The sequence below is a fragment of the Corynebacterium sp. HMSC070E08 genome, from assembly GCF_001808895.1.
Taxonomy (GTDB): domain Bacteria; phylum Actinomycetota; class Actinomycetes; order Mycobacteriales; family Mycobacteriaceae; genus Corynebacterium; species Corynebacterium hiratae.
Map to the genome: position 1 here is coordinate 30909 of NZ_KV794741.1, position 21242 is coordinate 52150.

Below are 21242 nucleotides of genomic sequence, written 5' to 3' on the forward strand. Positions count from 1 at the left end.
CGGATATGTTACTTCTGGTTCCACTGTTCCAGCTTGCGTTTGGCCAGATTCATCGCATCCCCAGTAATTTCACTTGCTTGGCGACGCCTCTCCGCCCACTGCGCCTGCTCCAACGCCCGCATCTGTGCGCGTTCTTCAGCGCCGGCGGCCTTGAGCTCGCGCATGCGCTGGCGCTCAATCTGCCGCGCGGAGGGCTGGTGCCAGGACTCGGGGCCCACCTTGGCCACGTACAGCATGATCCACAACGCGGGGATGAGGAAAAGCAGGCCGGTGCCGGTGAGTGCGGCGGTGGCCCCGGACAGGGTGGCGAAGGATGCGATCGCTCCGAACAGTAGCCCGAGGGAGCCAACCAATGCGGTGGCCAAGCGGGGTTTCCGGGTTGACTGGTAGGCGCGCGCGACGTCGCCCTGGGAGTAAATCTTCAGCTCGCTGCTGGCCTTGGTGGGGATATCCATGAAGACTTCTGCCAGCTCGCGGCGGGTAGTGGCGCGCATGACGGCGTCGGTGCGGTCCTCAAACTCATCCATGGTCAGGCGGCCTTCACCCAAGGCCTGGGCGAGGTCGTTGACGGCGTCGGTCCGTTCGGCGTCGGAAAGCCGCATGCTGAAGGGATTAGTCACGCCCTATATTCTAGCAGCCCTATTCTTCCGCCTTGGCGGGCTCTTTTCCGCGCACGAGGCTGGAGAGGAACGGGAAGATTGCAACGGTGAGTGCGCCGCCGGCGATGAAGATGGAGGCCATTTCACTATCGACGATGCCCGAACCCACCGCAAGCGTCATCACCGCCACGATGATGGGCAGGCCGGTCGCCGCGTAAAGGGCCACCTGGATGCGCTCGCGGGTGGTTTCGACGTCGGAGCCGGTCTGGTGGATGTTCTCGCGCAGGAACACCGGCAGGCCGCGGGTGACCAAGATGAGCAGCGGAATGCCGAGGACCTTGAGGGGTTCGTCCACGATGACTTTCCAGTCAATCGCCATGCCAGAGACCACGAAGAAGACGGGGATGAGCATGGAATAAAAAACGACGTCGAGGCGGTTCTCCAAGCCCTTATGGAACTCATCGGGAATGATGCGGTTGAGGATGATGCCCGTCGCGAAGGCGCCTAGGACAATGTCGAGTTCGAATACCGCCGTCACCGCCATGAGGATGGCCAGCATCAGGATGATGAGGCGCATGATGGTCTGATTGGTGGAGCCCGCCCCGGAGATGAAAGCGTCCTTGAACCACGGCATGAGGGTAGTAATGGCGAAGGGCATGACGGCGACGGCCACGGCAATGCCGATGAAGGCGAGAAGAATCAGCATCGTTGTCCACGTGGAGCGTGTTCCCAGCAGGAGTGCCATCGCGGTAATGGGCGCGACCTCACCGATTGCGCCGTGGATAACCACGGAATCGCCTACTCGCGTGCCCAGGAGCTTGTCCTGTTTGAGCATCGGCGTGATGGTGCCCAGGGCGGTGGAGGTCAAAGCGATGGCCATGACGATGGCGCCGGGGATGTCGTCCATGAGGAAATAGGCGCCGACGCCACACGCCACCACGCAGAGGAGCCACGTGGATAACCCTGTGGCGGCTTCCTTCGATTTCAGGGCGGCGAGGTCAATTTCGAAACCTGCAAGCAGGAAAAGCGCACCAACGCCAAGCTCCTTGAGCATCCCGATGCCGGGGTCCTCGTGGGCCAGGCCCAACATCGACGGGCCGATGAGCATGCCGAAGAAAATAAGCAGCGCCACGGCCGGCATCTTCTTGCCAAGCGCATGGGACACCAACGGCGCCAGCAGCGCCACCGCCATAATCCATGCGAAGGACACCAGCGAGTCGGTGTAATTATTTTCGCCCGAGGCGAGGACGTAGGTCACGTCAGATTGCATGGAGTAGAGCGTACCTGTGCGAAACCAGGCATGCCTAGCTCACGCGGCGCTGCTGTGGTTGACGTCGCACTAGTCTTTGCTTTCCGACGCCCCCTCTTCCGACACGCCTGGCGCCTCCGGAGCCTTCGGCACGGCGCCCGCGTTTGGTGCACTCGGTGCTGTTGGTGCAGGCGGTGCCTTCGGCACCGAAGGAGTATCCGTGGGTGCTTGCGGTGCGTTTGGTGCAGCGGGGGCACTGGGAACGCTCGACGCTGGTGCCGCCGGTGCACCGGGAGCGCTTGGCGTTGTTGCAGCCTTGGGTGCCGCCGGTGCAGTCGGTACAGCTGCAGCGTTTGGCGACGATGGTGCACCGGGCGCCTGGGGTGCGGCTGGTGCCTGCGGTACAGAGGCTGCGTTCGGTGTCGGAGTGTGTGCAGATGGAGCTGCGGGTGCGTCTGGCACGGACGGTGCGGTAGGTGCTTTGGGAGCACTCGGCGCTGTAGGAGCGGTTGGAGCTCCTGCGACATGTGGCGCAGCTGGGGCCTGCGGTGGACTGGGAGCTGTTGGAGCAGATGGACTCTGTGGTGCACTGGGAGCAGAGGGCGCTTGTGGCGCAGATGGAGTCGAGGGTGCTGCAGGCGTGTTCGGCGCGCTGGGGGCAGTCGGCGTTGATGGTGCCTGCGGTGCAGCGGATGGAGCCGTTGGCGCGCTCGGCGCGGCAGGGGACGTTGGCACTGCCTGTGGTGCGCTGGGCGCGGCAGGTGCTTGCGGTGCGCTCGGCGCAGACGGAGCTGCGGGCGCGCTGGGGGCAGTCGGAGGTGTCGGCGCCGCAGACGTACTTGGTGCAGCGGTGGGGGCCTGCGGAGAGCTTGTTGGGGCAGATTCCGCAGCGAGTGTTTCCGGGGAAGGTGCGGTGGAATCTTCCACGGGCAGGCGGCGGGGAGTGTCGAGGAAGGCCTTCTCGCGCGGGGCGGGAAGGTCGCCGGAGGGGGCAATGGCGTCGCGAAGCATGAGCGCCACATCGCTGACCTGTGTCTGCGGCGCGATGGACTTCACACCACCCGTCAGCATGACATTGCAGAACGGGCAGCCCGTCGCAATCTGCTCGGCACCGGTCGCCACGGCCTGCTCCGAGCGGAACTCGTTAACTCGCTTGCCCTGGTTTTCTTCCATGAACATGCGCGCGCCACCGGCACCGCAGCAGAAGGCCTCGTCGCGGTTGTGGTCCATCTCCGCCAGCGTTGCGCCGGTCGCCTCGACGAGTTCACGCGGCGGGTCGAAGACCTTGTTGTGGCGGCCCAGGAAGCACGGGTCGTGATACGTGACGGGTCGGCGGTTCTCCGGGGAACGCGGCACCGGCACGAGCAGCTTCTCCCGCACCAAACGGTTGAGCAGCTGCGTGTGGTGCAGCACATCAAAGTGGCCGTCGAAATCGGGATACTCGTTGCGGATCGTGTTGAAGCAGTGCGGGCACGTCGTGATGATTTTGCGCTGGCCTTTGGGGACGCCGGCGAAGGCGTCGTTAAGCGTGGCAACATTCTGCTCCGCCATCACCTGGAACAGGAACTCATTGCCAGCACGGCGCGCCGGGTCACCGGTACAGGTCTCGCCCGTGGCCAGCACACCGAACTTCACGCCCGCAGTGTGCAGCATGTCCACCACCGCGCGCGTCGTGGCGCGGCCCTTGTCGTCGTACGCACCCGCGCAACCGACCCAGAACAGGTACTCCAGGTCCGAGAAATCAGTGGCGTCCTCGCCGATGATCGGCACCTCAATGCCGTCGGCACGCGCCTCATCGATCCACGCGCGGCGCTCCGAAGCGTTGCGCCCCCACGGGTTGCCCTTCGTCTCCATGTTCTTAAACAGCCCGGTCAGCTCCGACGGGAAGTCGGACTCCGCCAGCACCTTGAAGCGACGCAGGTCCGCCACGTGGTCGATGTGTTCGATATCCACCGGGCACTGGTCAACGCAAGCACCGCAGTTGGTGCAGGACCACAGGACGTCATCATCAATCGTGCCCGCCATCGCCAGCACGTTGAGCCCCTCATGCGGGTTGTAATTATCCAGCGCGCTCTGGCGCAGGTCCATCATGAGCTTCTTCGGGCTCAGCGGCTTCTCGGTGTTCCATGCGGGGCACAGGTCCTGGCAGCGGCCGCATTCGGTGCAGGAGGAGGCGTCGAGAAGCATCTTCCAGCTTCCCGGTTCGAGGTCCTCCAAGTCCGGCGTGGGGAGAGCGCCCAGCGCCTTCTCGCCGTCGGCGTTGCGCTGGAAGAAGATGTTGAAGAACGCCAGGAAGCGGTGCCACATCACGCCCCACTGGAAATAGTGGGCGATGCACGCGATGAACACCAGGCCCGTCAGCAGCTTCACCAGGGCAAAGAATTGCACCATGCTTGGCGACGCCGGCAGCACCCCCGCCACACGCATCGTCAAGAAATCAGCCCACGGGGAGCCACCGCCGTACGTGGCGATGGCGGCGGCCTTGACGGCGAGCATGCCGAGGCCTTCGAGGAAGACGATGGCCTCCACCAGGCGTGCCGGGAAGACCTGCGAGTTGTAGAAGCGGCTGCCGCGATCGGTGTGGCCGAGTTTCAGGCGCACGCCGATGAGGAAGCAAATGCCGAGCACGGTGCCGATGGCGAGGACCTCTTCGATGAAGTGGTACACCGGCCAGTCGCTGAGCCACGGCCAGCCCTTATCGGGCGCGAAGGTTTGAATATAGGCCTCGAACCACACGATGGCGCCAAAGAGGAAGCCCACCATGACGAGCCAGTGCGCGGCGTTGACCAGCGGGCGGCCTTTGAAGTGGGTATGGCCGAAGACTTCGATGAGCACGCGACCAAGGCGCGCCAGGGGCCGGTCGGTACGGTTCAGCTGCGTGGGCCCGCCGGAGCGGATAAACCGAAACAGCGCCGTGAGGCGGTAGAAAAAGTACAGCCACACCGGGATCGATGCGGCGATGGCAACCCAGCCGAACATGCGCGCTCCTTTAATTGCTGCTGTGCGTGCCTCCTACCTTAAATCCCCCGGCCCCAAATCAGTGAGTCAGCATTCAGCTATCATCTTGAGGGCTAAGAATTCAGGAGGCGTTGTGGGCAGAATCAATGTTCCGAAGGCCGCGGTGGGCCTCGTTGCGGGCTTCGCAGCATTCGGAGTGGCCGGAGTTGCGGTTGCGCAGGGCGGTCTGACGGCGAATCTGGCGCTCTCGGGTACGTTCTTCAACGTCAACATTCGTCACTTGGAAGGCGATGGCTTTTCCTTGTTTGTGGATAGCGACAAGAAGGGCGAGGAGGATGTTCCCACCGCGCGGCTGAAGATGGAACACGCCGTGGCCTCGGATTTGTGTCTTTATGTCACCACTGACCTGCCTGCGGTGGGGGAGTCCACGCTCGCGCTCAAGGCGAAGGGCGATAACAGTGTGGAGGCCACTGGTCTCCTCGTTGGTGCGTCGAATATCGAGGGCTCGCTGGTCATGCAGGACGCGAACGTGGGCATCGACGCCAGCCAGCTGTCCCAGTCGGCCGACCCGGGGACGTGGGGCCTCTATGCCAAGCAGGTTTCGCTGACTGCCGACGACGTGCGCGCCACCTCCATCGGCGCGAAGACGCTATCCGCAAAGAATGTGGGCGTCTCTGTGGAGCGGGGCCGCGGCAATGTCTGCTGATCACGCTAGGGATTCCGACGCAGCACTGCATGGAGCAGAAGCGCCGGATTCTCTCGATGTTGACCAGGCTGTAGCTCCCGCGGCAGCCACAGGCGGGGCGTGGGGGCGGTTTAAGACGTGGCGCGCCGGGCGGCCGTTTATTCCGGGGCTGCTGCTCATTCTTTCGGGCATCGTCATCGCTATGCCGGCCTACTTCACGGTGCAGATCTCGGACCTGCTCGTCATGATTTCTACCGTGTCGGGTGTGTCCACCCTGCTTATCGGGGCGTTGCTGGTCATGTTTGGCCTTGGCGCGTGGTTCCGTCCCACCACTGCGACGTACCTGGGGGTACTGGGCATCATCGTGGCGGTCATTGCGCTTCCCACCTCCAACTTGGGAGGCTTTCTCATCGGTTCGCTACTCGGCATCATCGGCGGCGCGCTGACCTTGGCCTGGGAGCCTAGCGATGGCTAAGCTCCGTCGTTTGCGTTGGCATCAGAGCGTGGTTCGCCCTGCGCGCGTGAAGGTCGGGGTAGCCGTGCTCAGCGCGCAGATCCTGGTGAGCAGCGCGGGACCAGTCGGGGCGCAGGTTGCCCCAGCGCAGCCTTATTTTTCCACCGTGCGAGCGGACGAGGTGACTCTGACGGGGAACGTGAAAGCCACATTGGGTACGATGCCCGCCCGAGACGGCGAGGTGCGCGTTATCGAGCTCACCGGCGAGCGCCTTGCCGTGCGCAACCTTGCCATCACGCTGCCGGGCAACGCCGGCGATGGGCTGCTCACCACCGGCGGGGCCATAACGACGGTGGAGCCCGCGCGCATCGTGGCGACGTCCCTGACCTCCACGCCCACCGTCGAAGGCGCGCGCACCGTGCCCGTCACGGCAGACCTCACCGGCGGTGACATTCATGCCGTCCTCGACCAGCTCGGTATACCCCAGCCGAATCCTGTCCCAGACGCCGAGCTTCCCGACGCCCTCATGGAACACCTCTCCCTCACCGACGTCACCCTCGAGTTAGCAAACCTCACGGGTGACACGTTCTCGGCCCCGATAATGTCCGTGACGGTCGACTAGCGTTAGTCCTCGCGGAACTGGTGGAGGCGCCAGTAGGCGCCTTGGGCGTCGAGAAGCTCGGCGTGGGTGCCTTGTTCGACGATGCGGCCTTCTTCCATGACGATGATGAGGTCGGCGTCGCGAATCGTGGACAGGCGGTGCGCGATGATGAAGGACGTGCGGTCCGCGCGCAGCGCATTCATGGCCTGCTGAACGAGCACCTCGGTGCGGGTATCCACTGACGAGGTGGCCTCGTCGAGGATGAGCAGCGCCGGCTGCGCCAGGAAAGCGCGGGCGATGGTGATGAGCTGGCGCTCGCCGGCGGAAATTGCGCCGCCATCCTGGTCAATCTTGGTGTCATAGCCATCGGGGAGGGAGTGGACGAAGCGGTCCACGTAGGTGGCCTTCGCGGCGGCGATGACCTCCTCGTCGGTGGCGTCGAGGCGGCCGTAGCGGATGTTGTCCATGATGGTGCCCTCAAAGACCACGGCGTCCTGCAGTACCATGCCCACCTGGGAGCGCAGCTCGCGGCGCGAGATCTGCGCGGTGTCCACGCCGTCGAGGCGGATGGTGCCCGAGTCGATGTCGTAAAAGCGCATGATGAGGTTGACCAGCGTGGTCTTGCCAGCACCCGTGGGGCCGACAATGGCCGCGGTCTGGCCGGGCTCCACGCGCAGGTTGAGGTCCTGGATGAGCGGCTTGTCGGGGTCATAGGAGAAGTCGACGTCGTCGAACTCCACGAGCCCCTTCGCGCGCCCACCCAAGCGGGAGGTGGATTCCTCGGCGGGTTCTTCCTCGGCGTCGAGGAATTCGAAGACGCGCTCTGCCGAGGCCACGCCCGACTGCACCTGCTGCATCATGCCGCCCAGCTGGCCCAGCGGCTGGTTGAACTCGCGCGAGTACTGGATGAAGGCCTGCGCGCCGCCCAACGTCAGCGTGCCGGAGGCCACCTTCAACGCACCCAGCACCGCGATGACCACGTAGGACAGGTAGGAGATGAACTGCATGATCGGCATCATCATGCCCGCCAGGAACTGAGCCAGCGAGGCGGAGCGGAACAGCTCCTCGTTGCGCTTATCAAAATCCTCCGTCATGGAATCGATGCGTCCGAAGACAGTCGCCAGATCGTGGCCGGAAAAGGCTTCTTCGACCTGTCCGTTGAGGTCACCGGTGGCCTTCCACTGCGCCTTGAACTGCTTTTGCGCGCGCGAGCCAATGACCGCAATCACCACTGCGGTCAGCGGCAGCGCCAGCAGCGCCACGAGCGCTAGCTGCCAGGACACGGTGAACATCATGACCGTGATGCCCACGACCATGAGCAGGTTATAAAACAGCTGCGAAATGGCCTGCTGCAAGGCGGACTGGATGTTGTCGGCGTCGTTGGTGGTGCGCGAGAGGAGGTCGCCGCGCGACTGCGTATCGAAGTAGTTCAGCGGCAGTGCGTTGAGTTTGGCCTCGATGCTCTCGCGGAGGTCGAAGACGATCTTCATGACCATGGAGTTGAGCAAGTAGCCCTGCCACCACTGGAAGAGCGAAGACACCACGTACATCGCAATTACGATGCCGATAATCGTGCCCAACGTGGAGAAGTCGATGCCGAAGCCAGGGTTCAAGTCCATGGCGGAAGCCATGTCGGCGAATTTATCCTGCCCGCCCGCGCGCAGCGCCGCGATGGCCTGCTCCTTGCTCATCCCAGCGGGCAGCTGGCGGGAAATGACGCCGGAGAAAATGACGTCGGTGGCCTTGCCCATCACCTTCGGCGCGGCCACGGCGAGGAACACACAGATGATGTTCATCGCCGCAATCGCAAACAGCTGCACCTTAAACGGCGCGAGCAGACCAAAGAGGCGCTTGGCGGAGGGCCAGAAGTTCTTGGCCTTGCGCGGGGCGTTCTCGCCGGTCTTCTCCTCGATCTCGGCAGTGGTGTCTTCACTCAACGTAGCGTTATCCTGCTCAGTCATTTATGCCACCTCCGAGGTCTTCTGGGATTCCACAATTTCGCGGTACGTCTCGGAGGACTCGAGCAACTCCCCGTGCGTGCCGCGGGCTACGACGCGCCCGGCGTCCATGACCACAATCTGGTCGGCATCCACAATCGAGCTCACGCGCTGCGCCACGATGATGGTCGTCGCCTCCGCGGTGTACTCGCGCATTCCGGAGCGCACCGCGGCATCCGTCAGTACGTCGAGCGCGGAGAAGGAATCATCAAAGAGATACACCAACGGGCGGGCGACGAGCATGCGCGCGATGGACAGGCGTTGGCGCTGGCCGCCGGAGACGTTGGTGCCGCCCTGCGCGATGTGCATGTCGAGGTCCTCAACAAAGTCAGCTTGCGCCACGCGCAGCGCGTTCCACAGCTCCTCGTCGGTAGCCTCCGGTGCGCCCAGGCGCAGGTTGGAGGCCACGGTGCCGCTAAACAGGTAGGGCTTCTGCGGCACGAGGCCTACACGCTTGACGACGTCCTTCCGCGCCATGTCGGCGATATCGGTGCCGTCGAGAAGCACTCGGCCCTCGGTGGGGAGGTAGAGGCGCGGGATGAGGGAGAGTGCGGTGGTCTTGCCGGAACCGGTCGCGCCGATGAGCGCGGTGGTGGTGCCGGGGGTGGCGGTGAAGGAGACGTCGTGAAGCACGGGCGCTTCGGCGCCGGCGTATTGGAAGGAGACGTTGTCGAATTCGACGACGCCCTCGGAGCGCTCCGGGGTGCGGGGCTGGTCCGGCTCGGTGATGGAGGGCTCGTGCTCGAGGACGTCGGTGATGCGGCGCGCGCAGATGACCGCGCGCGGGAGGATCATCGCCATGAAGGTGCCCATCATGACTGCGGCGAGGATCTGCAGCAGGTACTGCAGGAAAGCGGTCAGTGAGCCGACCTCCACGAGGCCTTCGTCCACGCGGTGGCCGCCGAACCAGAGGACCGCGCCGGTGGCCACGTTGAGAATGACGGTGATGATGGGGAACATGAGGATGAACAGCTGGCCGACCTTGAGGGAGAGATTGGTCAGGTCGCGGTTGGCGGTGCGGAAGCGCTCGGCTTCGTGCTCCTCGCGAGTGAAGGCGCGGACGACGCGGATGCCGGCGATTTGTTCGCGCAGGGTGCCGTTCATGACGTCGAGCTTGCCTTGCCAGGCGCGGAAGAGCGGCATGAGCCGGACGATGATGAGGGAGATGGCGGCCAGCAGCACGATGACGGAAACCGCGACGAGCCAGGACATCCCGGCGTCTTCGCGGATGGCCATGATGACGCCGCCGATGGACATGATCGGCGCGGTGACCATGAAGTTGAGCATCATCATGTAGACCATCTGGATTTGTTGGACGTCGTTAGTGCCGCGGGTGATGAGGGTGGCGGTGCCGAAGTTGTTCATGTCCTCGGCGGAGTAGCGGGTGACCCGGCGGAAGATGTCGGAGCGCAGGTCGCGGCCGAGGCCCATGGCGGTGCGGGAGCCGAACCAGATGGCGGCGATGGCGGCGAGGACTTGGACGAAGGCCACGATGAGCATGATGCCGCCGGTGCGCCAGATGTAGTCGATGTCTACTTGGGCCACGCCTCTGTCGATGATCTTCGCGTTGAGCGAAGGCAGGTAGAGCGTAGCCGCGGTGGAGAGCGCTTGGAGGAGCAGCACCGCGATGACGTAGCCGGTGTACGGCTTGGAGCGGGATAGAAGGATGCGAACGAGTTCCATGTGCCAGCGTTTCGTGCGTGTTGGCGGCCGCGCCGGGCCGCTGGAGAGCATTGACCGCGCAAGTCTATCCCGCTAGACGCGAGCGCGTCTAGCGTGGGTATCGGCAGCAGGCTTCCCTTATGGCTGCGCGAGCGACTAGCTCGCGCGCTCGCGCGCTCGCGCGCTAGAAGCAGACCGGCGCGCGCTGGGCCCGGGTAGTGACGGCGGCCCAATCTTCCACGTCGTCGGTGGGGTGGCACAGGCCCTCCCACGTGGTGATGGCCACGCCGCGGGCCATGAGCTCCAGCAAAACTAGGTGGCGGTCGCCGGAGGCGGCGAGTTGGTTGAGGTCCGCGTGGCTTATATCCGCATCGGGGCCGAAGCCCACGCGCACGTTGCCGATAAGTCGCAGGCGCGGCGTGGTCCCCCTCGGGCACGGCGAGGCGGCGGATTCCGCGCCGGAGAGTCCGGCGAAACGGCGCAGCAAACCAAACGGCGCGGGGCGCTCGCAGTAGAGGTCCACGCACAACCCGGCTTTGATGAGCCGCTCGGCGGTGGAGAGTGCTGCGGGGCCGTCCCCGACGATGGCAACACGCTGCATGAGAACCCCTTCGGTTCGAAAAATAGACTGTCTAGTCTGTAAATCTAGTCCGCTCGGTTCATTCTGGCTAATTTTTATTCTTCCTAGTACCCAAGCTCACAGCCCTCGCACCCCTCTGTGGGGCTGCACGCAAGCCCAGCTCCCTTTAATGTGAGGAGTCATGACCGAACCGATCAACCTGCTGGACCGCGGCGACTACCGCGACCCCAGCATTAGCCCCGAAGGCACCCGCGACACCGCGCCGCTGGAACCTGCCGTGGCCCAGCGCAACCAGGAACTCGTCGACGAGTGGGCCGATAAGCTCCACGATGCCTCCGCCGACACGATTACCGCCTGGGCCGCCGAGCACGCACCCGGCCGCCTCGCCGTCACGATGTCCATGGAAAACACCGTGCTCGCCGAGCTCGCGCACCGCGCCCACTTAGACGCCGACCTGCTCTTTATCGACACCGGCTGGCACTTTCCGGAGACGCTTCAGGTGGCGGGGGACGTCGCCAAGCGCTATGCGGACCTTCCCTTGGTGCGGGTCCTGCCGATTCTGAGCCCCGAGGAGCAGGACAAGATTTACGGCCCGCGCCTGTATGCGCGCGATGTGGCGGCGTATAACCGCATGCGCAAGGTGGAACCGCTCAACATGGCGATGGACCCGTACGTCGGGTGGGTCACCGGCCTGCGCCGCGCCGATTCCGAGCACCGCGCCACCGCGCCGGCGCTGAGCTTGGACCGCACCGGCCGGCTGAAGATTTCCCCGATTATTACCTGGGACCTCGACGACACCGACGCTTATATCAAGGAACACGATCTCATCATCCACCCCCTCACCCTGCAGGGCTACCGCTCCATCGGCTGCGCGCCGTTGACCTTCCCGGTAGGCGAGGGCGAGGATGCGCGCTCCGGGCGCGTTTTCGCTGACGGCAAGACAGAATGCGGGTTGCACGAATAATGACTCTTTCACCACACCTTAAAGACTTAGAGAACGAATCCCTCCACATCCTGCGCGAAGTCGCCGGGCAATTCGACAAGGTAGGCCTGCTCTTTTCCGGCGGCAAGGACTCCGTCGTCGTCTTCGAGCTCGCCCGCCGCGCCTTTGCGCCCGCTACCGTTCCCTTCGAGCTGATCCACGTCGATACCGGCCACAACTTCCCGGAGGTCATCGACTTCCGCGATCAGCTCGTCGCCGAGACCGGCGCGCGCCTGCACGTCGCCCACGTCCAGGATTGGATCGACCGCGGCGACCTCCAAGAGCGCCCCGATGGCACCCGCAACCCGCTGCAGTCCGTGCCGCTGGTGGAGACCATCGCTGAGCGCGGTTATGACGCCGTCCTGGGTGGCGCGCGCCGCGACGAGGAACGCGCCCGCGCCAAGGAGCGCATCTTCTCCATCCGCGATTCCTTCGGTGGCTGGGACCCGCGCCGCCAGCGCCCCGAGCTGTGGGACCTCTACAACGGCGGCAAAATGGCCGGCGAAAACGTTCGCGTCTTCCCCATTTCTAACTGGACTGAGTCCGATATTTGGGAATACATCGGCGCGCGCAACCTGCAGCTTCCCTCCATCTACTATTCGCACCAGCGCGAGGTATTTAACCGCAACGGCATGTGGCTGACCCCGGGCGAATGGGGCGGCCCGCGCGAGGATGAGCCGCTGGAGACTCGCACCGTGCGCTACCGCACCGTGGGCGATATGTCCTGCACCGGTGCCGTGGAATCCACCGCCGCCTCGCCTGATGAGGTGCTCGCGGAAATCTCCATTTCCACCCTGTCCGAGCGCGGTGCCACCCGCGCCGATGACAAATTGTCCGAGTCCGCCATGGAGGACCGCAAGAAGGAAGGCTACTTCTGATGACGACTACCCTCGCACCGAATGTCGGCGCGCTCAAGCAGCGCGATACCCTGCGCCTGTGCACCGCCGGTTCCGTCGATGACGGCAAGTCCACCTTTGTGGGCCGCCTGCTTTATGACACCAAGTCCGTGCTCGCGGACCAGGTGGAATCCATGGAGCGTTCTTCTGCCGACCGCGGCTTCGACGGCATGGACCTGTCGCTGCTTGTCGACGGCCTCCGCGCCGAGCGCGAGCAGGGCATCACCATCGACGTGGCCTACCGTTACTTCGCTACTGATAAGCGCACCTTCATCCTCGCCGATACCCCGGGCCACGTGCAGTACACGCGCAACACGGTCACCGGCATGTCCACGTCCCAGGTGGTGGTGCTGCTTGTCGACGCCCGCAATGGCGTCGTCGAGCAAACCCGCCGCCACCTCAACGTTGCCGCGCTTTTGGGCGTGTGCCACGTGATTCTGGGCGTGAACAAGATCGACCTGGTGGATTACGACGAGGCGACCTTCCGCGCGATTGAGGCGGAGTTCAACGACATTGCGGCGCGCCTGGGCATCACTGATTCGGTGGCCATCCCGATTTCTGCGCTCAAGGGCGATAACGTGGTGGAACGCTCCACCAACATGGACTGGTATGAGGGCCCGACGGTCCTGGACACGCTGGAGACCGTCCCCGTGGCGACCGGCCGCGCCGATGACCTGGACTTGCGTTTCCCCATCCAATACGTCATCCGTGAGCACGCCACTGACTACCGCGGCTATGCCGGGCGCGTGAAGGCCGGGCACGTGGCGGTGGGGGATGAGGTGACCCTGCCGGGCGGGCGCACCTCGACCGTCATCGCGATTGATACCACCGATGGCCCGCTTGGATCCGATGAGGCGGCGCGCGCCGGCGACTCCGTGGTGCTGCGGCTGGCCGACGAAATCGACTTGGCCCGCGGTGACCTCATCGCCGGGACGCAGCGCCCGGAGGAGGTGCGCGAGTTCGCCGCCACCGCGGTGGTCTTGACGGAAAAAGAGCTGCGCGCAGGACAGATGGTGAAGCTGCGCTATGGCACAGCATTGGTCAAGGCGCGCGTGGCATCGGTGGACCGCATCCTCGACCTAGACGGCGTGGCCGATGTTGAGGCCCCGGAATCCGCAGCACTCAATGACATCGCTTTCATCACCATCCAAACGCAGGCTGAGCTTCCCGTGGAGGACTACGCCGCCCGCGGCGCGGTGGGTAATTTCCTGCTCATCGATCAGTCGAGCGGCAACACGCTGGCCGCTGGCTTCGTGGGCCAGCGCCTGCGCTAACGGTGGCGAACCGCCGCGCTAGCTTGTCGGCGGGACGTCGCCAGACATGATGACCTTCTGCTGGCCGTCGTCCCAACGGAAGCCGGCATGCGTTTCGCCGGTGTGCCCCGCATTGGATTCGCCCTCGCGCGGCCAGTGGTAGGTCACGGCGATTTCGTTGCCGCTGACCTGCTCGACGGTGGGGAAGAAACCATAGGGCTCGGCGGTGGCGGTGCCCAGGTACTCGCCCTTGTGGAAGAGCATGATGTGGTACGGCGAGGAGGACGTTCCGCGCTCGATGCTGATGGTCTGCCAGCTCAGCTCCGCGCAGGGATCGAACTGCGAGAAATCCACCAGCGTCCAGTTGTTGTCATTCCACGGTGGAACCGTGCCAATGCCTGATTCATAGGCCGCGTGGGCGTCGATATCCTGGCAGGATTCCGCATCGTCTGTAGGGGACTCGGCGGGCAACGTCGGCGAGGCAACCGCGGCCGGCGACGATGCAGCGGGGCCCTCGGCGCCCTCTGCGTTATCCGGAGTGCTATCCGTTGCGCTGCTCTGCACGGAATTGAACATCGGCGAGTCCGCAGAATCCTGCGCCGCGTTGTCCTGGGAACAGGCGGCCAGCGGGAGGCAAATAAGGGCAGCGCCGATGAAGGCGGACCTGAGCATGATGTTCCTTTCCTAGTGTGTGCGCCTCATATAGGGCGCACGACTAGCTCTATCTTATCTAGCCCATCGGCGGAACATCGCCGCTCATGATGACTTTGTGCTGGGCCTCGTCCCAACGGAAGCCGGCGTGTGTCTCTCCCGTCGGCGCGGCATTGGCATCGCCCTCTTGTGGCCAGTGATAGGTTACGGAAATCTCGTTGCCATTGACCCGCTCCACGCTGGGGAAGAAGCCATAGGGCTCGGCGGTGGCGGTGCCGATGTACTCGCCGTAGTGGAAGAGCATGATGTGGTGCGGCGAGGAGGCAGTTGCGCCCTCGATGGAAATGGTCTGCCAGCTCAACTCCGCGCATGGATCGAAGTGGGAGGAATCAACCAGAGCCCAGTCGTGGCCATTCCACTGCGGAACCTGGGCGATGTTGTCGTTGAAAGCCGTCTGGGGGTTTCCTGCCTCGCAGACTACGGGGCTGGCTTGGGCTTCTTCGGGGCTGCTGCAGGCGATAAGGGGGAAGCACAGCAGTGCGGTTGCGGCGAATACTCGTGGGGTGAACATGGTGTTCTCCTTTCTGAGGTCTCGGTGTGGTTCCAGACCCTACAAGTGGCCGCAACGCTCAGAACAGAGATGTGGAGAGCATTCCTCGGGCCAGCGGGTAGTCTCGCAGGCATGGAGAATCTTTCTGGTCGTACCTTGTTCGTCGCCGCCGTGGACGCTGAAGCCACGCATGTGCCGGAAGGAGCGCCGCTGCTCATCACAGGTATTGGCACGGTGCCCGCCGCCATCGAGCTGACGGCGGTTTTGGCCTCAGCGCAGCAGCTGCCGGAGCGCGTCATCAATATCGGCACTGCTGGCGCGCTTCGCGACGATCTTGCTGGCGTCTTCGAGATCTCGCACGTTCGCAAGCACGATTTCCACTTGGAGGTGCTCAGCGACGTCTCTCGTTATCTCCTCCCCGAGGTCATTGAGTTAGAGACCTCCGGAAAGCTGCCCACTGAGACTCTGGCGACGGGCGATTCCTTCATCTCGGACACCCCTACCCGCACGCGCCTTGCCCAAGATTCCGCGCTGTGCGATATGGAGGGCTACGCCATCGCCGCGGTGTGCCGAAAGTTTGGTGTGCCGTGCACGTTGCTCAAGCAGGTATCGGATACCGCGAATGAGGAATCCTATGGCTCTTGGGCCTCGGTGCTCGATCGCGCCGCGGAGGAGCTGGCCGTCGCTTTCGGCACGGTAACCGCAGACTAGGCCCTCGACACGGAAACTGCCCTAGCTGACAAAGTTATGCCCCGCCATTGAAGCGGGAGCACTGGTTTTGGCAGATAGGGCAGTTATACGGCCAGGGAGAGCCATGAAAGCTGCGCTGCAGCTTTGGCTAGCGGGCGCTGCTGGCTTCCAGCTTCTCGTAGAGCTCCATGACGGTGTCGTGGCCCTCTGACGTAGAAATCTTGATGTTCTTGGCTTCGATTTCGCCGGCGCGCAGGCTGGCCATCTCCTGGTGATAGCGGAAAACCACGGCAATGGTGGCCGCCACCGGGACGGCCAGGAAGGCGCCGATGATGCCCGCCAGGGCGGAACCCACGGTCACGGAGAGCAGCACCATTGCTGCGTGCAGTCCCATGGCCTTGGACTGCAGCATCGGCTGGAGCACGTTGCCCTCCACCTGCTGGACAATGATGATGAGGGCAAGTGCCAAGAGGGCCTTGGTGAGGCCATCTGAAACCAGCGCGATGATGACGGCCAAAGCACCCGCAGTGACCGCACCGATGACTGGGATGAAGCTGGCGAAGAAGGTCACCACGCCGATGACGAGAGCCAGCGGAACCTGGAGGACCCAGAGGCCGAGGCCGATGAGGAGGCCGTCGACAGCCGCGACGGCTGCTTGTGCCTGAATGAAGCCGGACAGCGTATTCCACACGCGAGTCAGCAGCTCAGTGGCGTGCCAGCCCGCGGAGTAGCCGGAGTAGGTGCGCAGCCACGGGAGGAACTTGTCGCCGTCCTTGAGAATGAAGAAGGCGACGAAGAGCATGATGGCGAGCGCCATGGCGATGGAGCTGGCCATCGATACACCGGAAATCACCCCGGTGGCGATGTTGGAAGCTTGGCCCTTGAGGAAAGCCATGGCGTCATCAAGCACTTCCTGCACCTTCGCCGCATCAATCTCAATGGGCAGGTCCTTGGCCATATCGACGAGCTTGTTCAAGCCGCCCTCAGCTTGGCTGACCAGGGACGCACCCTGGGAGGACACCACCGGGGCCATCGCCGCGAACACTCCGCCGATGATGGCCAAAAAGCCCAGCAGCGTGGTGATCGCGGCCAGCGCGCGGGGGAATTTGTGCGCGCGCAACCAGTTGGTCACGGGGAAGAGCACCGTGCACACCAGGATGGCCAGGATGACCGGCAGCAGGCCTACCCAGATGAACTTCAGCAGGTAGCCGGCTAGGCCGACGCCCGCCACCACGATGATGAAGATCAAGCACACCTTGGCCAGGGAGATGGCGTCGCGCCCGAGAACGCGGGACTTGTCATCGGTTTTCGAGACAGGGAGGGCGGCTTCTTCGCTGATGGGCTTCGCAGCAGCGGACTGTTCTGCGGCTTCAGAAGCCGCCGCGTCAGAGGCCGTGGAGGGCTGGGGGTCGGTGCCCGGGCGGGCACCGTCACCATTGTTGTTTCTCATGCGCTACATCTTCTCATATGAGCGCAGGAAACGAGTTATGCGCGGATGCTGCTTACCTGGCGGATGATGCCGAAGCGGTGCATCGTCACCGAGACTGCCTGCTCCAGGAGGAAGGGTAGAAGCTCGCGGCGGCCATCGGCCAACACCGGCTGGTCCAAGACCACGGAGTTGGATTCCACCGCTGCCTCAAAGAGGCCCGGCTCCACGGAACCAACGACGCGCACGCGGCCCGACTCCAGGCGAGCGACCTCACGGGCGAAGGTTTCTGCTTCCACGGCGTCGACCTTAAAGCCCAGTCCACGCAGCTCCGCAGCCTTCTCCGGGGCGGCGCTGAAGCGCACCGGGGAGTCGGTGCGGGTGGCGGCGAGGGCGAGGCGGGAGACGTCGCGAAGCGCGGCGTCCGAGGCGATGCGCACCTGCAGCGGGGTCAGCACCGGGCGGTAGCGGAAGACGTTGGCCTCGCAGACCAGGCCGGAGCGGTCGTGCTTGCGGCCGAACTCCTGCTGCCAGGCCAGCTCGTCGAGCTCTGCTGCGCGCCACAGCCAGGCGGTGTCCTCCTCTGAAAGATCGAGGTCACCGAAGGCGCGCAGCTGGGCCGCCACCGGCTGCGAGATATCCACGTCGAAGGGGCGCAGCGGGCCCTCGGACCAGGTGCCGAACTGCGCGACATAGTTCGGGCCGCCGGCCTTGGCACCCGGGCCCATGACGGACTGCTTCCAGCCGCCGAAGGACTGGCGCTGCACAATCGCGCCGGTAATACCGCGGTTGACGTAGGCGTTGCCCACCTCGACGCGCTCGAGCCAGTAATCGATCTCATCGTTATCCAGCGTGTGGATGCCGCCGGTGAGGCCGTAGCCGGTGGAGTTCTGCCATTCGATGGCCTCCTCCAGAGTCTCCGCGTGCATGATGCCCAGCACCGGGCCGAAGCACTCGTTGACGTGGAACCAGGAGCCGGGACGCACGTTATCGCGAATACCCGGCGACCACAGGGTGCCTTCCTCGTTGAGCTTCTTCGGCTTCACCAGCCACTTTTCACCCGGCTCCAGCTGGGTCAGGCCGCGCAGCAGCTTCTCACCTGGGGCTTCGGCCAGGCCATTCATCGTCGTCGTGATGTCGTAGCCGGGGCCGGTGATGAGGGTCTCGACGGCGTCGACAAGCTGGGAGCGCAGGCGCTGCGACTCGCCGGCCGCGCCCACAAAGATAACCAGGGAGGAGGCCGAGCATTTCTGGCCGGAGTGGCCGAAGGCAGAGAGGTACAGGTCCTGAATGGCCAGGTCCGGGTCCGCGGACGGGGTGATGATGAGCGCGTTCTTGCCGGAGGTCTCCGCCATGATGTTGAGCTCCGGCTTCCAGGAGCGGAAGAGCTTGCCGGTATCGGAAGCGCCCGTGAGGATGACGGCGTCGACGTCGGCGTGGGAGACCAGAGCGCGGCCGGCATCACCCTCGTCGGTGAAGACGAGCTGGACCAGATCCGGGTCGAGGCCCTGTGCCTCGAGGCCGGCGCGGAAGGCGTCCACGACGAGCTTCGCACAGTGCACGACCTGCGGCGCAGGCTTAATGATGACGGCGGAACCCGCAGCCAGGGCGGCCGCGATGCCGCCGGTGGGGATGGCCACCGGGAAGTTCCACGGCGGGGTCACCACGGTCACGCGGTAGGGCGTGAACTCGGCGGCGTAGTTCTCCAGCAGGCGCGCGGACTGCGCGTAGTAGGTGCAGAAGTCGATGGCCTCGGAGATTTCCGGGTCGGTCTGCGTGACAGTCTTATTGGCCTCGTAGGCGGCCACGGAGATGAACTCGCCGCGGCGGTTGGCCAGCACATCGGCCACGGCCTCGAGCGCGCGGGCGCGGTCCTCGGCAGGACGGGAGCCCCACTCGGCGCCGAGCTCGGCGGCGCGGGCCACGTGCTTGTCGACGACCCCAGTGTCCGTCACCTCGTCCACCCCGTGCTCGCCCGGGTCGGTAGCCAGGGCCTTAAGCGCCCACTCGCGGTTAGCCTCCAGGGCTGGGTCGGTGTCCGGCTCGTTGGCGAAGCGCCCGGTGCGCGGTGCCTGGCGGCCGGCTGCCTGCTCGGCCTCCTCCAGGCGGTTCTGGGTGCGGCGCGGGCCGGCGAAGGTATCCCAGCGCTGCGCGACGGCCTCGCGGAAGACCCCCTCCTGGTCCTTCAGCGCCTGCTCCTCCGGGGCGAAGAGGGCGTAGAGGAAGTTCTGCGGAGCGGAGTTCTCCTCCAAGCGGCGCACCAGGTAGGAGACCGCGACGTCGAAGTCCTCCATGTGAACCACTGGGGTGTAGAGGATCTGGCGGCCCTCGAAGGCCTCGCGGACCGCGGTCTGCTGGGCCGGGGACATGCCTTGGAGCATCTCGGAATCCATCATGCGCATCACGCCGCGCTTGGTGCCCAGCTTGTAGGCAAACGCCGCGGTGTAGAGGTTGTGGGTGGCCACGCCGATGCGCACGCAGTCGGCGAACTCGGGGCGCAGAATGTAGTCGAGCAGGCGGTAGTAGTTGGCATCCACCTCATCCTTGGTGGAGTACGGCGCGGAGGGCCAGCCGTGGATTTCTCCCTGGACGTGCTCCATGGAGAGGTTCGCGCCCTTGACGATGCGAATCTTGATGCGGGAGCCGCCCTCGGCCACGCGCTGCTTGGCGAATTCGGCCAGGTGCACCAAGGCGTCGAAGGTATCCGGCAGGTAGGCCTGCAGGACGATGCCTGCCTCGAGGTTGATGAACTCCGGTTCGCTGAGCAGCTCGGTAAACAGGCGCACCGTGAGGTGGAGGTCGTGGTACTCCTCCATGTCCAGGTTGATGAAGACCTTGTCGGGGCGGCGCGCGGCGGCCTCATACAGCGGGCGCAGGCGCTCCTTGAGACGGACCAAGGAACCCTCGATATCCCAGGGGTTGAGCTGGGCCACCATGGAGGAAGCCTTGACGGACACGTAGGTCACGCGCGGGTTCTGGATGAGCTTAAGGGTGCGCTCGGCGCGGGAGCGCGCCTCGTCGTCGCCCAGCACTGCCTCACCGAGGAGGTTGAGGTTGAGCTGCTCGCCGGACTCGGCGGCCTTGTCCAGGGTCTTGTTCAGGGCATCGCTCTCGGCATCGAGGACCAGGTGTCCCACCATCTGGCGCATACGCATACGAGCGAGCGGCATGACCAGGTTCGGCAGGATCGGTCCGAAGAAACCACCCAGGCCCACCAGCGATCCGTTGATGAGGCCGAGGAAGGAAGCATCGTAGGTGGTGGTGACGGACTTCAGCGCGTGGGCTGCCACCTTGTCATCTTCCGGCCGCATGACGCGGTCGACGAAGTCCATGGTGAAGGCCACTCCGTCCGGGTTGCGCAATAAGTCGGCGAGTTGTTCTGTGGCCGGGTCCTGCTCATCGGCGGTGGAGGCGAGCCAGGAGTGGGCTTGGGCCGCGGCGGCGTCGATCAGCGCGGCGTCGATGTCGGCGGATTCGGGCACGGGGGTATGAGCATCGTTAGTCATTGAGATTCCTTGTGTGATCAGTAGTGATGGGTAGGGCTGAAGGGCTAAGCCAGGTGGACCGGCGGCCGGTCGCCAGCGCGGCGGGTGCGCAGCACAGGGGAAATCATCGAATCTGTGTCCCTTTTCTCAATGGGTACCGAGACGTGGCGGCACAAGGCGGCGGGATGTGTCACGTCGAATGTGCGGACAGTATATGAAATCCTTATCACTCAATCCAGCGTGGGGGCGGCTATGTCACGGTTGGCTAGCCCCGTTTCCTGAGAGCTGTGAGTTGCATTACATTTGTGCTAGATGCGAGGCTGTTGAGCTGGGAAAATGGAGAAGTAAAAAACAAAGTTGAGTCAGGTGGGAACAACTTTGGTGGCGGCGCCGTTGTGTAGGTTGAGTGACCGGCGCTCAGGTTTGGATGACAATGGGTGCCGCTTCTGTTAGAGTTCAACCCTGAACGCGGCGGAAGTTGAGTCGCGCACTATCAACTTAAGAACAAACCCCAACAAGCAAGG

Annotated in this window: 17 protein-coding genes; 7 read left to right on the forward strand and 10 right to left on the reverse strand. The window is 64.3% G+C overall.

Annotated elements, in window-relative coordinates; translation table 11 throughout:
- Positions 1 to 8: 8 nt before the first annotated feature.
- From HMPREF2526_RS03240 to HMPREF2526_RS03250, 3 genes are all read right to left on the reverse strand, one after another.
- On the reverse strand, positions 9 to 620 hold the full coding sequence (locus HMPREF2526_RS03240) for a DUF1707 SHOCT-like domain-containing protein (RefSeq protein ID WP_371326139.1): 612 nt from the start codon (positions 618 to 620) through the stop codon (positions 9 to 11).
- 19 nt (positions 621 to 639) lie between these two features.
- Positions 640 to 1869, reverse strand: coding sequence for a cation:proton antiporter (locus HMPREF2526_RS03245; RefSeq protein ID WP_070517702.1), 1230 nt, complete (start codon positions 1867 to 1869; stop codon positions 640 to 642).
- Positions 1870 to 1938: 69 nt separating this feature from the next.
- The gene (locus HMPREF2526_RS03250; protein ID WP_070545849.1) at positions 1939 to 4827 is read right to left on the reverse strand and encodes a (Fe-S)-binding protein; all 2889 of its coding nucleotides are present in this window, start codon (positions 4825 to 4827) and stop codon (positions 1939 to 1941) included.
- 112 nt (positions 4828 to 4939) lie between these two features.
- Between HMPREF2526_RS03250 and HMPREF2526_RS03255 the strand changes: the two genes are divergently transcribed.
- The 3 genes from HMPREF2526_RS03255 to HMPREF2526_RS03265 are packed head-to-tail and all read left to right on the forward strand — an operon-like array spanning position 4940 to position 6567.
- Positions 4940 to 5512, forward strand: a complete 573-nt coding sequence (locus HMPREF2526_RS03255; protein ID WP_049154769.1) for a DUF6230 family protein — start codon at positions 4940 to 4942, stop codon at positions 5510 to 5512.
- Positions 5502 to 5966 (forward strand): DUF6114 domain-containing protein, encoded by a 465-nt coding sequence (locus HMPREF2526_RS03260; protein ID WP_232745439.1) that lies wholly within the window; start codon positions 5502 to 5504, stop codon positions 5964 to 5966. The genes HMPREF2526_RS03255 and HMPREF2526_RS03260 overlap by 11 nt, the downstream gene beginning before the upstream one ends.
- Complete coding sequence (locus HMPREF2526_RS03265) at positions 5959 to 6567, forward strand: hypothetical protein (protein WP_232745435.1); 609 nt, start codon at positions 5959 to 5961, stop codon at positions 6565 to 6567. The genes HMPREF2526_RS03260 and HMPREF2526_RS03265 overlap by 8 nt, the downstream gene beginning before the upstream one ends.
- A 2-nt stretch (positions 6568 to 6569) precedes the next feature.
- On the opposite strand, the gene HMPREF2526_RS03270 is transcribed toward HMPREF2526_RS03265, so the two are convergent.
- From HMPREF2526_RS03270 to HMPREF2526_RS03280, 3 genes are all read right to left on the reverse strand, one after another.
- On the reverse strand, positions 6570 to 8507 hold the full coding sequence (locus HMPREF2526_RS03270; protein ID WP_070545851.1) for an ABC transporter ATP-binding protein: 1938 nt from the start codon (positions 8505 to 8507) through the stop codon (positions 6570 to 6572).
- On the reverse strand, positions 8508 to 10226 hold the full coding sequence (locus HMPREF2526_RS03275) for an ABC transporter ATP-binding protein (protein WP_070545854.1): 1719 nt from the start codon (positions 10224 to 10226) through the stop codon (positions 8508 to 8510).
- A gap of 163 nt (positions 10227 to 10389) precedes the next feature.
- Positions 10390 to 10806, reverse strand: coding sequence for a methylenetetrahydrofolate--tRNA-(uracil-5-)-methyltransferase (locus HMPREF2526_RS03280; RefSeq protein ID WP_070545856.1), 417 nt, complete (start codon positions 10804 to 10806; stop codon positions 10390 to 10392).
- Positions 10807 to 10966: 160 nt separating this feature from the next.
- Between HMPREF2526_RS03280 and HMPREF2526_RS03285 the strand changes: the two genes are divergently transcribed.
- From HMPREF2526_RS03285 to HMPREF2526_RS03295, 3 genes are read left to right on the forward strand one after another with little or no spacing between them, the layout of a single operon-like run.
- Positions 10967 to 11749, forward strand: a complete 783-nt coding sequence (locus HMPREF2526_RS03285) for a phosphoadenylyl-sulfate reductase (RefSeq protein ID WP_070545858.1) — start codon at positions 10967 to 10969, stop codon at positions 11747 to 11749.
- Positions 11749 to 12645 carry a sulfate adenylyltransferase subunit CysD gene (gene cysD, locus HMPREF2526_RS03290; RefSeq protein ID WP_010188641.1) on the forward strand — a complete coding sequence of 299 codons (897 nt, stop codon included), beginning with the start codon at positions 11749 to 11751 and terminating at the stop codon, positions 12643 to 12645. The genes HMPREF2526_RS03285 and cysD overlap by 1 nt, the downstream gene beginning before the upstream one ends.
- Positions 12645 to 13937, forward strand: a complete 1293-nt coding sequence (locus HMPREF2526_RS03295; RefSeq protein ID WP_070545860.1) for a sulfate adenylyltransferase subunit 1 — start codon at positions 12645 to 12647, stop codon at positions 13935 to 13937. The genes cysD and HMPREF2526_RS03295 overlap by 1 nt, the downstream gene beginning before the upstream one ends.
- An 18-nt stretch (positions 13938 to 13955) precedes the next feature.
- Here HMPREF2526_RS03295 and HMPREF2526_RS03300 read toward each other — a convergent pair whose 3' ends face one another.
- Both HMPREF2526_RS03300 and HMPREF2526_RS03305 read right to left on the reverse strand, forming a co-directional pair.
- Complete coding sequence (locus HMPREF2526_RS03300; protein WP_070545862.1) at positions 13956 to 14588, reverse strand: LppP/LprE family lipoprotein; 633 nt, start codon at positions 14586 to 14588, stop codon at positions 13956 to 13958.
- A gap of 58 nt (positions 14589 to 14646) precedes the next feature.
- The gene (locus HMPREF2526_RS03305) at positions 14647 to 15138 is read right to left on the reverse strand and encodes an LppP/LprE family lipoprotein (protein WP_070545864.1); all 492 of its coding nucleotides are present in this window, start codon (positions 15136 to 15138) and stop codon (positions 14647 to 14649) included.
- Positions 15139 to 15249: 111 nt separating this feature from the next.
- Here HMPREF2526_RS03305 and HMPREF2526_RS03310 point away from each other — a divergent pair, with 111 nt between their 5' ends.
- On the forward strand, positions 15250 to 15828 hold the full coding sequence (locus HMPREF2526_RS03310) for a nucleosidase (protein WP_046647134.1): 579 nt from the start codon (positions 15250 to 15252) through the stop codon (positions 15826 to 15828).
- Positions 15829 to 15955: 127 nt separating this feature from the next.
- Here HMPREF2526_RS03310 and HMPREF2526_RS03315 read toward each other — a convergent pair whose 3' ends face one another.
- The gene (locus tag HMPREF2526_RS03315; RefSeq protein WP_210384383.1) at positions 15956 to 17257 is read right to left on the reverse strand and encodes an AI-2E family transporter; all 1302 of its coding nucleotides are present in this window, start codon (positions 17255 to 17257) and stop codon (positions 15956 to 15958) included.
- Positions 17258 to 17292: 35 nt separating this feature from the next.
- Entirely contained in the window at positions 17293 to 20739 is a 3447-nt protein-coding gene (locus HMPREF2526_RS03320; RefSeq protein WP_070545866.1) for a bifunctional proline dehydrogenase/L-glutamate gamma-semialdehyde dehydrogenase, read from the reverse strand.
- Between the last annotated feature and the right edge of the window lie 503 nt (positions 20740 to 21242).

Excerpts from the sequence above, each read along its gene's own strand:
- HMPREF2526_RS03245 (WP_070517702.1), bottom strand. The coding sequence starts at position 1,869 with ATGCAATCTGACGTGACCTACGTCCTCGCCTCGGGCGAAAATAATTAC.
- HMPREF2526_RS03250 (WP_070545849.1), bottom strand. The coding sequence starts at position 4,827 with ATGTTCGGCTGGGTTGCCATCGCCGCATCGATCCCGGTGTGGCTGTAC.
- HMPREF2526_RS03260 (WP_232745439.1), top strand. The coding sequence starts at position 5,502 with ATGTCTGCTGATCACGCTAGGGATTCCGACGCAGCACTGCATGGAGCA.
- HMPREF2526_RS03265 (WP_232745435.1), top strand. The coding sequence starts at position 5,959 with ATGGCTAAGCTCCGTCGTTTGCGTTGGCATCAGAGCGTGGTTCGCCCT.
- HMPREF2526_RS03270 (WP_070545851.1), bottom strand. The coding sequence starts at position 8,507 with ATGACTGAGCAGGATAACGCTACGTTGAGTGAAGACACCACTGCCGAG.
- HMPREF2526_RS03275 (WP_070545854.1), bottom strand. The coding sequence starts at position 10,226 with ATGGAACTCGTTCGCATCCTTCTATCCCGCTCCAAGCCGTACACCGGC.
- HMPREF2526_RS03280 (WP_070545856.1), bottom strand. The coding sequence starts at position 10,806 with ATGCAGCGTGTTGCCATCGTCGGGGACGGCCCCGCAGCACTCTCCACC.
- HMPREF2526_RS03285 (WP_070545858.1), top strand. The coding sequence starts at position 10,967 with ATGACCGAACCGATCAACCTGCTGGACCGCGGCGACTACCGCGACCCC.
- cysD (WP_010188641.1), top strand. The coding sequence starts at position 11,749 with ATGACTCTTTCACCACACCTTAAAGACTTAGAGAACGAATCCCTCCAC.
- HMPREF2526_RS03295 (WP_070545860.1), top strand. The coding sequence starts at position 12,645 with ATGACGACTACCCTCGCACCGAATGTCGGCGCGCTCAAGCAGCGCGAT.
- HMPREF2526_RS03300 (WP_070545862.1), bottom strand. The coding sequence starts at position 14,588 with ATGCTCAGGTCCGCCTTCATCGGCGCTGCCCTTATTTGCCTCCCGCTG.
- HMPREF2526_RS03305 (WP_070545864.1), bottom strand. The coding sequence starts at position 15,138 with ATGTTCACCCCACGAGTATTCGCCGCAACCGCACTGCTGTGCTTCCCC.
- HMPREF2526_RS03310 (WP_046647134.1), top strand. The coding sequence starts at position 15,250 with ATGGAGAATCTTTCTGGTCGTACCTTGTTCGTCGCCGCCGTGGACGCT.
- HMPREF2526_RS03315 (WP_210384383.1), bottom strand. The coding sequence starts at position 17,257 with ATGAGAAACAACAATGGTGACGGTGCCCGCCCGGGCACCGACCCCCAG.
- HMPREF2526_RS03320 (WP_070545866.1), bottom strand. The coding sequence starts at position 20,739 with ATGACTAACGATGCTCATACCCCCGTGCCCGAATCCGCCGACATCGAC.